The 12,663-nt window shown below is 45.0% G+C and carries 15 protein-coding genes and 1 riboswitch; of the genes, 12 read left to right on the top strand and 3 right to left on the bottom strand.

What is annotated here, in order from left to right; translation table 11 throughout:
* Positions 1-18 precede the first annotated feature (18 nt).
* The 3 genes from ACTHPG_RS11855 (at position 19) to ACTHPG_RS11845 (ending at position 3,278) form a co-directional block, all read left to right on the top strand.
* Positions 19-1,482, top strand: coding sequence for an ABC transporter substrate-binding protein/permease (locus ACTHPG_RS11855; RefSeq protein ID WP_440389529.1), 1,464 nt, complete (start codon positions 19-21; stop codon positions 1,480-1,482).
* Entirely contained in the window at positions 1,469-2,191 is a 723-nt protein-coding gene (locus ACTHPG_RS11850; protein WP_440389528.1) for an amino acid ABC transporter ATP-binding protein, read from the top strand. Before ACTHPG_RS11855 ends, ACTHPG_RS11850 begins: the two co-directional genes overlap by 14 nt.
* Positions 2,192-2,407: 216 nt before the next feature.
* Positions 2,408-2,604, top strand: a riboswitch (cyclic di-AMP (ydaO/yuaA leader).
* Between the two features lie 2 nt (positions 2,605-2,606).
* A complete protein-coding gene (locus tag ACTHPG_RS11845; protein ID WP_440389527.1) occupies positions 2,607-3,278 on the top strand; it encodes a 3D domain-containing protein in 672 nt (223 codons plus the stop codon).
* Between the two features lie 101 nt (positions 3,279-3,379).
* Here the strand turns inward: ACTHPG_RS11845 and ACTHPG_RS11840 are convergent, their stop codons facing one another.
* Entirely contained in the window at positions 3,380-4,171 is a 792-nt protein-coding gene (locus ACTHPG_RS11840; protein ID WP_440389526.1) for a polysaccharide deacetylase family protein, read from the bottom strand.
* A 154-nt stretch (positions 4,172-4,325) separates the two neighbouring features.
* Here ACTHPG_RS11840 and ACTHPG_RS11835 point away from each other — a divergent pair, with 154 nt between their 5' ends.
* The 5 genes from ACTHPG_RS11835 (at position 4,326) to ACTHPG_RS11815 (ending at position 7,237) form a co-directional block, all read left to right on the top strand.
* Entirely contained in the window at positions 4,326-4,658 is a 333-nt protein-coding gene (locus ACTHPG_RS11835) for a hypothetical protein (RefSeq protein WP_440389525.1), read from the top strand.
* A gap of 121 nt (positions 4,659-4,779) precedes the next feature.
* A complete protein-coding gene (locus ACTHPG_RS11830; RefSeq protein ID WP_440389524.1) occupies positions 4,780-5,451 on the top strand; it encodes a PspA/IM30 family protein in 672 nt (223 codons plus the stop codon).
* 95 nt (positions 5,452-5,546) lie between these two features.
* A complete protein-coding gene (locus tag ACTHPG_RS11825) occupies positions 5,547-5,948 on the top strand; it encodes a DUF350 domain-containing protein (RefSeq protein ID WP_017688100.1) in 402 nt (133 codons plus the stop codon).
* Positions 5,949-5,971: 23 nt separating this feature from the next.
* On the top strand, positions 5,972-6,478 hold the full coding sequence (locus ACTHPG_RS11820; protein WP_278294660.1) for a DUF4178 domain-containing protein: 507 nt from the start codon (positions 5,972-5,974) through the stop codon (positions 6,476-6,478).
* 12 nt (positions 6,479-6,490) lie between these two features.
* Positions 6,491-7,237, top strand: a complete 747-nt coding sequence (locus tag ACTHPG_RS11815) for a DUF4247 domain-containing protein (RefSeq protein ID WP_440389523.1) — start codon at positions 6,491-6,493, stop codon at positions 7,235-7,237.
* A gap of 117 nt (positions 7,238-7,354) precedes the next feature.
* Here ACTHPG_RS11815 and ACTHPG_RS11810 read toward each other — a convergent pair whose 3' ends face one another.
* Positions 7,355-7,645, bottom strand: coding sequence for an HNH endonuclease (locus ACTHPG_RS11810; protein ID WP_440389522.1), 291 nt, complete (start codon positions 7,643-7,645; stop codon positions 7,355-7,357).
* Between the two features lie 221 nt (positions 7,646-7,866).
* Between ACTHPG_RS11810 and ACTHPG_RS11805 the strand changes: the two genes are divergently transcribed.
* Positions 7,867-9,135: a molybdopterin molybdotransferase MoeA gene (locus ACTHPG_RS11805; RefSeq protein ID WP_440390230.1), complete on the top strand. Its 1,269-nt coding sequence runs from the start codon at positions 7,867-7,869 to the stop codon at positions 9,133-9,135.
* Between the two features lie 7 nt (positions 9,136-9,142).
* Positions 9,143-9,685 (top strand): molybdopterin-guanine dinucleotide biosynthesis protein B, encoded by a 543-nt coding sequence (gene mobB / locus ACTHPG_RS11800; RefSeq protein ID WP_440389521.1) that lies wholly within the window; start codon positions 9,143-9,145, stop codon positions 9,683-9,685.
* Positions 9,686-9,912: 227 nt separating this feature from the next.
* Here the strand turns inward: mobB and xerS are convergent, their stop codons facing one another.
* Positions 9,913-11,019: a tyrosine recombinase XerS gene (gene xerS, locus ACTHPG_RS11795; protein ID WP_440389520.1), complete on the bottom strand. Its 1,107-nt coding sequence runs from the start codon at positions 11,017-11,019 to the stop codon at positions 9,913-9,915.
* Between the two features lie 178 nt (positions 11,020-11,197).
* On the opposite strand from xerS, the gene ACTHPG_RS11790 reads away from it, so the two are divergent.
* Both ACTHPG_RS11790 and ACTHPG_RS11785 read left to right on the top strand, forming a co-directional pair.
* Positions 11,198-11,686, top strand: a complete 489-nt coding sequence (locus ACTHPG_RS11790) for a GNAT family N-acetyltransferase (protein WP_017688107.1) — start codon at positions 11,198-11,200, stop codon at positions 11,684-11,686.
* A gap of 77 nt (positions 11,687-11,763) precedes the next feature.
* On the top strand, positions 11,764-12,537 hold the full coding sequence (locus tag ACTHPG_RS11785; RefSeq protein ID WP_440389519.1) for an SDR family NAD(P)-dependent oxidoreductase: 774 nt from the start codon (positions 11,764-11,766) through the stop codon (positions 12,535-12,537).
* Positions 12,538-12,663: the final 126 nt, after the last annotated feature.

Raw genomic sequence — 12,663 nt, 5'->3', positions numbered from 1 at the left:
TAAGGGGAGAGAACAAGGTTGAAATTGATAAGTCGTTACACCATGATGCTGTTGACCTTTGTCGTTCTGCTGACGACTGCCGTTCCTGTGGCACTTGCAAGTGGATCTACAGATAATTCAAGCAGTAAAAAGCTGGTGCTCGGTACAAGTGCCGATTTTGCACCCTATGAATTCCATAAAGTAATTAATGGCAAAGATGAAATCGTTGGTTTTGATATTGAGATTGCCAAAGAGATTGCCAAAGATCTTGGCGCTGAGCTTGTAATTGAGGATATGGGCTTCGACGGCCTGCTGCCTGCATTGCAGAGCGGGCGTGTCGATCTGGTCGTTTCAGGCATGACGCCGACGGATGATCGGAAGAAAAGTATCGACTTTTCTGACACCTATTATAAATCAAAACAAGTCATTATGGTTCGCAATGTGGATAAAGACAAGTATCCAACCATGGCAGAACTCGAAAATGCAAAGATTGGCGTGCAGAAAGGTTCAATTCAGGAAACGATCGGCCAGAAGATTCCGGGAGCGAAACTTACTGCGCTTGATAAAATCTCGGATATCGTGCTTCAACTGCAAACGAAACGTATTGACGCGGCAATCGTTGAGGATACCGTAGCAGCCGGTTATTTGGATGATATCATTGGACTTGCTGCTGCTGTCCCGGACGAAGAGCAAGCAGAAGCTGCAATCGGGATTCGTAAAGGTAATACCGAGCTGCTAGCTGCAGTAAATGGAACGCTTGAGCGCTTGAAAAGTGAAGATAAAATCAACCAGATGGTGACGGATGCCAGTCTCCTGATGGCGGATAAAGCGAACAAATCACAAAATATTTTCCAAGTATTCTGGGAGTACAAAAGTTTCTATGCAACAGGTGTAGGCTACACCCTTTTATTGTCTGCACTTGGGGTTATCTTCGGGGTTATTATCGGGTTGATCATCTGTTTGTTCCGACTGCATGATGTTGCGATTCTGCGTTGGATCGGTACAGCTTATGTTGAAGTCATCCGTGGCACACCGATGTTGGTGCAACTGATGATTATTTACTACGGTTTTTCCCTGAGCTTTGGTATTAACTTCACTGCTCTTCAGGCAGGTATCATTACACTCTCAATCAATAGTGGTGCCTATCTGGCAGAGATTTTCCGTGCAGGTATTCAAGGTGTGGATCGTGGTCAGTTGGAGGCAGCACGTTCATTGGGTATGGGAAGAGGCGCGGCGATGCGTTATATCATCTTGCCACAAGCCTTCAAAGCTGTCTTACCAGCGATCGGTAATGAATTCATAACCATCATCAAAGAATCCTCCATTATCTCCGTAATCGGTATGGTGGACATTATGTATCAGGCCAGTGTTGTCAAAAACATTACGTACCAAGGCTTGAGTCCATTTTTGATTGCAGCGGCCATTTATTTTGTAATGACATTCATTTTGTCCAAGCTGCTGGGACGACTGGAAAGGAAGTTGAGTGCAAGTGATAGACGTTAGACAATTACACAAATCTTATGGAAATAACAATGTGCTTAAGGGCATTAACGTGACGATTGGCAAAGGTGAGGTTGTCGTAGTTATTGGTCCTTCCGGTTCGGGAAAAAGTACATTCTTGCGTTGTCTGAACCTGTTGGAACAGCCTACCTCGGGTGAGATTGATTTTGAAGGCGTGTCAATCACCGATCCGAAGCACAACATCAACGCAACTCGTGAGAAAATGGGCATGGTGTTTCAGCATTTCAACCTGTTCCCACACAAAACGGTAGAGCAAAACATTACAATTGCTCCAATTAAAGTGAAGAAACAATCCACTCAGGAAGCGGAGAAAATTGCTGCTGATCTGCTTAACACTGTGGGCTTGTACGATAAAAAAGATGCATTCCCGAATCAGCTGTCCGGCGGACAGAAGCAACGGATCGCCATTGCCAGAGCATTGGCCATGCAACCGCATGTGATGCTGTTTGACGAGCCTACCTCGGCGCTGGACCCTGAGATGGTCGGCGAAGTACTGGATGTCATGAAGCGTCTTGCAGAAGGCGGGATGACCATGGTCATCGTAACACATGAGATGGGCTTTGCACGTGAAGTGGGAGACCGTATCCTGTTCATGGATGGCGGGGTTATTGTGGAAGAGGGAACACCTGATGAGGTGTTTGGAGCACCGAAAAATTCACGTACACGTGATTTTCTTGCAAAAGTACTCTAAATGAAATGATCGATAGCGTTACTGACTTCGAGTCGGTGGCGCTATTTTTTTATGAAATAATAACATACAGGATTCGAAAAAGTAACTATTCTGTTACCAATTATAAAGGAATCATAATGCCCAACTTTTCTAAAGGTTGCTGTATTCTTACATAAGCTTACATGCTAGAACCATTTGGTAAGAATTACTACAAGTTCAGGTTACAAAATTGTGATATATTGAACACTGCCGAAACTTCCGGACAGGGAGTGCGGGGGATGTAACGATGCAGAATGTGCAGGGGGAAGATCTACAGCACACTGCTTGGGGTGAATTAGGGGTACATATCGTTTCAACTGTAATGATGAACCTATAGGGTGGGCTCCTCATCCGAATCCGACAACTAACTTCGCAGGCACAATGAGGGAGGAAGACCATGATTAACAAGAAACGTATAGCCAAAACAGCAGTAGCATTAATGACAACAGCAATGCTCATTCAAGCCGTTCCGGCTCACGCCGATTCAGTTCATGTGGCCAAAGAGGGGGATACCTTCTACACCTTATCGAAACAATACGGAGTAGCAATCAACACGTTAGTTAAAGCAAACAATGACATCTCGCCTTACAATATTTATGGTGGTTTGAAAATTACAATTCCCGGTAAGGCAAACCATGTAGCTGCCGCGGCGGCGGAAAGCAAGGCCCAAGCCAAAACGGTTACGACAGCAAGCTTGGACGTGAACACAGATAACAAAGTGGTTCAAGCCTGGGGTAAAACATTTGATTACAGCAAAGCTGTGAACGTGAAAGCAACGGCATACTCTGCAGATCCGTCTGAAAATGGAGGATGGGGTGCTGTCGATTATTTCGGGAATGACCTTGAACTGGGTACGATTGCAGTTGATCCAAGTGTGATTCCACTTGGAACCAAAGTACTGGTAACTGGTCACAGCCATCCAGGATTGCCAAAACAGGCTTTTGTAGCCACGGCACGTGATGTGGGCGGTGCAATCAAGGGGCACCGGATTGATATCTTCATCCCGGGTAGCAAGCAATCTGTAAGCACATTCGGTTTTCAGGATATTGAGCTGTACATTCTGAAATAGAAAGTAAATTATAATTAAAAGAATTCAAACAGGGTGTCTGCCAGTCGCTAACTTGCGATTGAACAGCACCCTTTTATATTCTTATTTATAATACGGTCAGCCTAATCTTTGGCCTTTGGCAATCCCAGCATTTCGTCCAAGGTGACCAGTTCATACCCCCGATTACGCAATTCCTCAATAATCTCTGGCAAAGCCTCAATCGTGCCGTTTAGATTAGATCCTACACCGCCTCCTGCATGTTGCAGAACGATGGAGCCAGGTTTGACGGCAGACAGGATGTTATCTTTCACCTCTGTCTTAGAAAGGCCTTTCCAGTCCAGTGAGTCTACGTTCCAGTTCACAATGCTATAGTGTTGTCTGGCAGCCCAACGCAGCTGTTCCTCATTAATGTCTCCATAAGGCGGACGAATCATCTTGGGAGTATATCCCGCCAGACGTCGAATTATATCCCCGGTATGTAAAATTTGTTTGCGAAAGGCATTCATCGACAGCTTACTGAATTCCGGATGATTGTAGCTGTGATTGCCGACCATATGCCCTTCCTTAACGATGCGTTTCACCAGATCGGGATGCTTCTCAGCACGACTACCTACGATAAAGAATGTAGCTCTGACATTGTATTTCTTCAATACATCAAGTACCTGTGGAGTAAACCGTGGATCAGGTACATCATCAAAAGTCAGTGCAACTTTCTTTGTTGAAGGACCATTGGTTTTGAACGTATCGGCATATTTTTGACGTAATTGTCCCAATGTCAGTTGTTCTTCTTCCCCGGAATCTGAACCGGATACCGATTCACCTGGAGGGCTTGAAGAATCCCGAGATGAAACCGGTGCATGATATCCTCCGAAGAAAATAACGATAACCATCAGCATGATGAGGCGTATGCGCATAATATCAGCCTCCTTTTCCAAAATAACGTTCTCCTTGGTATGCCCGAGGTCTCCAATAAATATGCGTAGTGTGAGAAGTTTCATTGTTGATTCATCCCATGAAGGCCATAATTCCTCCATATATATCATATAGAAAAGGGTAGGTGGATAGGATATGAGTACATATGATTTGAAGTCCATACGTTTACAGGTGATTGAAGCAGGCGAGGATAAGGTTTTTCTTGTTACCGGAGGGAAGGCGCATATTGGTGCTGTGGCCACGTTCTATGTAGATCATGAGCGCGTAAGCGGAACGACGGTACATATTCCGGGTCATAAGGAACAGGAGTTGTGTGAGCGGCTAGCCCGAAAGGCGGCTTTACAGCTGAAAGTAACAGTCACGGTAATCATGGGTATCCATTTTGATTCGATCACGCGGATGCAGATTGATGAAATCGTGCAGACTGCAGAGAGGCTGATGGAGGATCATCTGAGCAAGGGGAAATGATCTTCTTAATATAAAGAGCAATCGCAAGTTTTGATTTTATTTGCTAAAATTGAAACGAGTTGCAGATTGTTACGTATGTATGTTTATATACGATGTAATATTGACTAGGAGGAATAACATAATGTCCATTTTTAAACGTTTGCGTGATTTAACCATGTCTAACATCAACGCCATTATTGACAAGGCGGAAGATCCAATCAAGATGACGGACCAATATATCCGTGACATGCAAGAGGATCTGGAAGATGCGGAGAAAGCAGTAGCTCAACAGATCGCGATTGAGAAGAAATTTAAGCAGCTATTCGAAGAGCAGGAAGCTCTTGTGAAGAAACGTGAAGAACAGGCGCATACAGCGGCACGAGCTCAGAATCTGGATTTGGCCCGCAGGGCTTTGGAAGAGAAAAAAACAGCTGAAGAGAAGATGGCTGAGTACAAAACCAGCTATGATCAAAACAAGGCTTCAGCAGATAACCTGCGCGGCAAGCTCGACGAGATGCGTAAGCAATTGACTCAAATGAAGAACAAACGCGAAACACTGGTAGCCCGCTACAATGCAGCAAAAGCTCAAACGGAAATCAACAAAGCGTTAAATGGGTTTGGCTCTGATACTGCAAGTGCTGGAATGAAGCGTATGGAAGAGAAAATGATGCAGATGGAAGCACAGGCGGAAGCAAGCAATGAAATGTCATCCAAAGGCAAGTCTTTGGATGAAGAGTTCGAGAAGTTGGGTAAAGATCAGGCTGTTGAAGATGAACTCGCAGCATTGATGAAACAGTACGATAATAAGAATTAATACCTTGTAAGTCAGCAGGGTTGACCAGCGGAGGAGAAGAGCATTTCTCCTTCGCTTTTAAATGCGGTTCATGTTGATATGTGGGGGCTGTGTAAATGGATTTAAATATTTTGGCGATGCTGGTCTGGACAGTATCTGGTTCGGTTTTGCTGTTTGTTTTGATGTATGTCGACTCACTGTTCACGAAATATAAGGATTTTGCTGAAGTTAAGGCTGGCAATATGGCCGTTACTACACGTATGGTGATGAAATTATTTGCACAAGGGTATGTACTGGCTACGTCCATTTCTACGGCTGGTCACCTTGGTGAAGCATTATTGGTCTCCGTTGTATCCTTTATCATTTTGTTGATTCTGGAGAGTGTTGTACACTTTATGATTCGCAGATGGGCCAATCTGGATCTGGATACCGGAATACAGCAAGGGAAGACCGGATACGGGTTATTCTCTGGCGCTTTACATATCGTGGGCGCACTGATTATTGCAGCTTGTTTATAAGATAAGGAACAGGAGTAATTCTCATGAGTGTATGGAAGCGAATTAAAGGAATACTAACGAAACCCGAACCACCGCAGGCAGAGAAAACCATGCTTCAGCTTGCACCTGGTGATATCTGTGAGGTTTCTCTGGTCACTTATGAAGTCGTTGGTCGGGTACAAAATCGCGCTCGAAATGCAGTTGTGCTCACGCTGCAGGATGGTACCGCATTTCGATATTTGCATATCGAAGAACGGGAACTCACACGTTACGCCCTATATACACCCATTGATGGCAGGCTTGATGCACCTGATGAGGTGCCCACCTTGCTGGACCTCGATGGACGCGCATATCATCTGGAGGAAGAGTATGGAGGCATGGTATCAACGGCTGGCAGAACTCCGTATGGTCAGGCTGGAGAACAATTGGTATGGCAGTATCAGTCGGATGATAATATGCTTCTTCGCGTGGAGTGGCAAGACAGAAGATTTACACTGTATGAGGGTGAGTCCATTCTTTCTGCGGATATCAAAGTGATTCGTTCGAGCTAGGAGAGGTTCCCAATGAAAAAACGCTTGGCACATGGATTAAAATTAATGCTGGTCCTCAGCCTTGTGATGTCTCTGTTGTCCGCGTGCGGAGCACCTTCTGTTCAGGACACATATCCGCTTGAATCGGTTAACGGCAGTGGTAACTCAACGTCCTATATATACCGGGCTTCGGACCGCACCGTTCCGGAAGTGGCTCGGGAATTGTCTGACCAAAGGCAACCGGATCAGATCTCGGCAGAGAACACAGAGCGTATGTTCCTCGTGTATCAGGACGAGTATTATCACCTGCAACAAGACCCGAACAAGCCGGAGGATACCTTGGTTGAGGTGGACTCGAAGGAATATGTTCGGCAGAATTACGATTCATCTTTTTTACAAGGTTACCTCACCGCTACATTAATTGGTAATCTGTTCGATTCTTTTGGCGGGCGAGGTTATGGCAACTATCGAGGATATACCAATAAAGATACGTATAAACCGAGTGCAGGATCTTATCGAGCACCAACAAGTTATGACAAGAAGCTTGCTCCACCCATTACTGTTGATCGGAAAGGTACGATTACAAGGCGCGGAAGCGATAAAGATACAAGCGTGGGATCGGGCGGAGGATTATTCAACCGCAACAAGGATCAGAGCAAGGGAACCATTGATCGTAACAAAAGCAGTGGTGGTCTGGGCGGATTGTTTGATTCACCTAAAAAATCCTACAAAAAACCGAAAACCAGAGTGGGCGGCGGCCGCATTATGAGGCGTAGATAATGTTCTAATTCTAAGCGTGTTCGCCAACCATCCAATAGTCCAATGAATAAGAACAGTGAAAAGGTAAGGCGGATTCATCTCTGCCGTCACATGTACCTTGGAGCTGTTCTTTTTGGTCTAAGATTTGCGAACATGATTGGATTTGCGTACACGGGGAATGGTTGAAGCAGGCTGTTTGCGAATCCATCGGATAAAGGGAACCATTCGTTCAGCTTGTCTCAAGGACTGCAGGTCCGTAAGACCAAGCGTTATGATGTCTTGATTGGTGAATAGAGAATGAATCTGTTTGTGACAGGGGATGCACAGGTTGGCCGTTGGCAGAAATGTTCCTCCCATTTCTTTGGGAGTCAGATGATGAACGGTCGTGGTTACAGGCTCTCTTCCACATAATTCGCATTGTTCACTCATGATCATCGCCTCCTTTAGTCCATTATATTATGGGCAGACAAGGAGCCTTTCATGTTGAATATAGATCAAGGAATGTTACACCTGTATGAAATAAGATGTTGTCACAGGATTCAATACGTGATGTACTTGTTATCTTACAGTATTCGGGCTACACTTTCTTAAAAGATGATAGTCTCTAGGAGGTATGAACACTTTTGAAACTAAACTCACATTCACATGATATGACAACCGCCAAATTCAATCGTACAGCTGTACAGGTACCGGATGCCCAAGCCCAAATAGCTGCAAGAGTTACTTTAGGCTACATAGAGAAAGTTCACCTTGAGTCCGCCCATGGCCGTACACTTGCAGAGACGATTCAGGCACCTCATCCGTATCCATTCTTCAGGAGATCGGGTATGGATGGATTCGCGATAATAAGTACAGATACCATAGATGCATCGAGTGATCATCAAGTTTGGTTTCGTGTAATTGATGAAGTTCCTTGCGGCTACACACCGAACCACACCATCGTGTCAGGTACGACGGCTCGTATTATGACGGGTGCTCAGGTTCCGGAAGGTGCAGATGCGGTAGTCATGATGGAGATGACAGAGAGCAAGATAGAGAACGGAGAACAGTGGATTGCATTGAAACGACGCATATTGTCGGGTGCTAACATCACACCAATCGGACTGGAAGTCCATGAGGGACAGCAACTTCTCGAAGCAGGAACGATCATCAGAGCAGGAGAGCAGTCCGTGTTAGCTACTTTTGGCATAGCAGAAGTTCCCGTATTTCAACGTCCCAAGGTGGCGATATTCGCAACAGGCACGGAATTGCTTGATGTGGACGAGCCATTACAACCAGGTCGGATTAGAAACAGCAACAGCTACATGCTGCGTTCTCTGGTCGTTGAAGCAGGCGGAGAGCCTGTGATGTATGGTTCTATTGCAGACGATGTGAATACGGCAAGGGCCAAACTGGAAGAAGCTATTCAAGATAATGATATTGTAGTGACTACAGGTGGCGTATCTGTCGGGGATTATGATATTATGGGCGAACTTGTGCTGGAAGAACATGTGGAGATGTTATTTAACAAGGTGACGATGCGACCAGGCAGTGTAACCACAGCTGCTGTATATAAAGATAAATTACTTTTTGCACTTTCGGGTAACCCGGGGGCTTGTTTTGTAGGTTTTGGTCTGTTTGTTCGTCCAACCATTCGTTCCATGCAGGCGGATGCTCATCCTTATTTGGAAGAATGGACTGCAATCTTGGAGGAAGAATACACAAAAGTGAACAATTTCACACGATTCGTACGTGGACGCACAGAGATCCGCAACGGAATGGTGTACGCGATCCCGGCTGCTGCCCGTGTAGATGAATCCAGTGTGATGATCACCATTAAGGACAGTGATTGCCTGATTGTGATTCCACCTGAGAAGAAAGGTATTCCTGCGGGTGAACAGGTCCGTATTCTCAAACTGCCCACAGGTCATATGAGGTAGTTGATAGATGACTACAATGAGTAATACAAAACCACATATTATACAAATTGTTGGATACAAAAACACGGGCAAGACAACGTTGACAGCTGCGTTGATTGAGCACTTTTCTTCCATGGGACTTAAGGTAGCGGCGATTAAGCATGATGGACATGACCATTTCGAGATGGATCGAGAAGGAACGGATTCGTTTCAATTTGGGGAGGCAGGGGCATCGGCGGTAGTAGTCATGTCGGAGAAGCGTACTGCGATTATGGAACGAAAAGCAACCAGGTTGGAGGATATGATAAGTCATCTGTCCGGTTATGATTGGATTGTTATTGAAGGATTCAAGAATGCTTCTTATCCCAAATTGGTAATGGTTCGAGAAAAGAAAGACCTGACCATGGTTAACAAGCTTGAAGGGGTAGTGGGTATGATTTCATGGTTATCTTCAGAGCAGTGCATGGAGCCGAGCATTGTAAGCAGGGATATAACTTGGTACTCAGTTCATGAAACGAAGGAGATAGCCATAGCGATGTTAGAAATGGTCGGAAGCAAGGCTGATGAATGAAGTCGAATTGGTAAAACATTAAGAAGTGTGACATGATGGTCCGCTGCATATGATTAATTGAAGTACGATAAGTGTGAGTGATGAATAACGTAATAATTATTATGTAAACTAAAATCATTCTGTTTATGTTTTTGCCTTCGAATGATCCGAAACAAACGAAAAAAAGCAGTAGACCTTTCTCGGATTGAAATCCTTGATACGGTTTGCTGCTTTTTTCGTTAAGGATGTTACATCCCATCGTCAGTACGGCGCTCGATGGCTTCGGACATCGTTTTATCAGTAAGGTGAGCATAGATCTCAGTCGTTTCCGTAGAAGCGTGTCCAAGCTGCTCTTTCGTTTTGTAAATGTCATTTTGCAGATAATAGTCGGTAGCGAATGAATGTCGTAATTTATGCACGGTCAAGTATGGTTTGCCAAAACGTTTGGCGTATTTCATAATCATGGCCTGAATCGCTCTTTTGGTCATTCGGCTTCCTTCCGAATCTCCGTTGCGCAAAGCAATGAACAGACCCTTCTCCCGCTTGGGCGTACGGTAACGTGATTGCCGCAAGTTCATATAGGTTGCGAGTTCGTCCTTGGCCTGTTCTCTGAAATAAACGGGTGTTTTGTACGTCTCATCATTATTACCTTTGCGATAGACATACAGGAGTTTGTTATTAAGATCGAGGTCATCAACGTTCAGGTTCACCACTTCCGACACCCGTAAACCTGAATTGAGTATCAGGCTGGCGATGCAGGCATCCCGTTCTTTGTTGAGTTCATGGGAATACAGTGCCTGCTTGTTCTTCTCCATATCGACAGCGTAACCTTCAAGAATATATCCGATAAATTCAAGCAGTTCCTCTTCCTCGAGAATTTTACCTTTGAGTTTGGCAGCGGTGTCCTTGGGTTTATGGGTACGTTTGATCTCGATTTTGGCCATAATGTTCCGTTTCAGCAAAGGATAAAAGTCTTCATCTTCCGCAATCTGGCTCAGGTAATGAAAAAGGGAGCGAAGGGAAGAGAGTTTGCGAGAGACGGTAATTCTGGAATTGCTTCCTTCCCGCTTGGTTGTGAGAAATAACCGATAGGCGGTAACCGAATCCATGCGAAGGACTTCCAGTTCATTCAACGTTACCTCTTTATTAGAGCTTGCCTCGGACAGCCCTTCTGCACGCAACCAACCGAAGAAAGCTTCGTAATCTCTCAGATATTCGAGCAGGGTAGAGGGGGATAGGTCTGGCAGCTTGTAGTCCATGAATTGCTGAACGAACCAAGGCATGGAAGGTAGTTTGTCATCCAGCTTGCGTCGATCAATCTCTTTTTGCACGTTGGTCAAGTTCGACACCTCCATGTGAAAAAACATATAAAATTAATATTCAAGTTAATATTATTCTATGCTCTAGTGTACCATAATTTACATGCTCACAGCTTGTTCACCAAAGTAGTTAGTATGTAGGGATGCTTCCTTGCCCTTCGGCGCGTAAACCTTTAAAGTATTCAGTATACGCAGAACAGAGGAGGTGAACCGGATGAATATGAAAATTGAGCTGGTTCCCCGGGAACGCAGTCAGGTGATCCGACATTTAATGCAATTTTACTTATATGATTTTACCAAATATCTGAATATTGATGTGGACAGCAACGGTATTTTTCCGGAATATCCCGGTCTGGAGGCATTCTGGACAGAAGAAGACCGAAAGTTTCCTTTTTTGATTACAAGTGATGGGGCACCTGCTGGATTTGCCCTGGTGGAGAAATTGGAGCCTGGAAGTAAGGATAACGACTATTATTTGACTGAGTTTTTTGTGATGCAAAAATATCGGCGCAGTGGCGTAGGCACTCGGGCGGCATATGAGCTATTCAAACGTTTCCCAGGAAGATGGAAAGTAACTCAGGTTCGTAACAATGTCATTGCGCAGGCGTTCTGGCGAAAAATTATAGGAGATTATACGGGTGGGCGTTTTCGAGAGAAGTTCCATCCGGAACTGGGCAATCCAAGCCAGTATTTTGTAACCTGATTCGATTCGGGATTACCTACATATGAAGCATTCTGCTTGAATGCTGAAATTAAGAATCTAATGAAGGAGTGAGTGACATGAACGTACCCACATTCCATCTCGATGGACAGACAGCATTGGTGACAGGTGCAGGGAGAGGGATCGGAAAAGCAATTGCGATCGGACTTGCCCAGTCAGGGAGTGACGTTGTACTTGTATCCCGAACAATGAAAGAAATTGAGGAGACAGCGGGATACATATATGAACAGACAGGGCGTAAAGCGCTCGCTCTAACCGCGGATGTGACATCAAAAGAACAAATGGAGGAGACGTTTCAAGAGGCGATCTCGGAGATGGGTCGTCTGGACATTCTGGTGAATAATGCAGGTATGAACATACGGACACCGGCACTAGAAGTAACGGACGAGCAGTGGGAGACGATCATGCAGACAAACTTAAAATCGGCTTTCTTCGCTTCGCAATTGGCTGGTCAGCATATGAAAGAGCGAAAGGGTGGGAAAATTATCAACATCTCTTCGGTAGGCGGCCACACGGCTCTTCGAACTGGGGTCGTATATGGCGCGACCAAAGCTGCACTAATTCATATGACCAAGGTTCTCGCACTGGAATGGGGGAAATATGGTATCCGTGTCAATTCAGTAGGACCATGGTATTTCCGAACACCTCTGACCGAAAAGCTGTTGGATGATCCCCAGTATTTGCAGGAAATTGTAAGTCGTACACCGCTACAGCGTGTGGGAGAACTGGAAGAAGTGGTAGGACCGGTTGTATTCCTGGCATCAGATGCAGCGGGATACATCACAGGTCAGACGTTATTGGTTGACGGTGGCATGTCCATTTACGGATTCTAAATGAGATAAGTTGGTAGCAGTCTGAAAAAGTGGGTGGCACAACCAACACATGGGTAATAACTTAAGGGAAGTTATCTGTATTTCTATGTATCTGTACCCAATTCACTGAACTTGGAGGAAGATAAC

This window comes from Paenibacillus sp. SAF-068, assembly GCF_051967555.1.
GTDB lineage: Bacteria > Bacillota > Bacilli > Paenibacillales > Paenibacillaceae > Paenibacillus.
The sequence above is the reverse complement of the archived record's forward strand: the minus strand, read 5'-3'. Positions and strand labels throughout refer to the sequence as shown.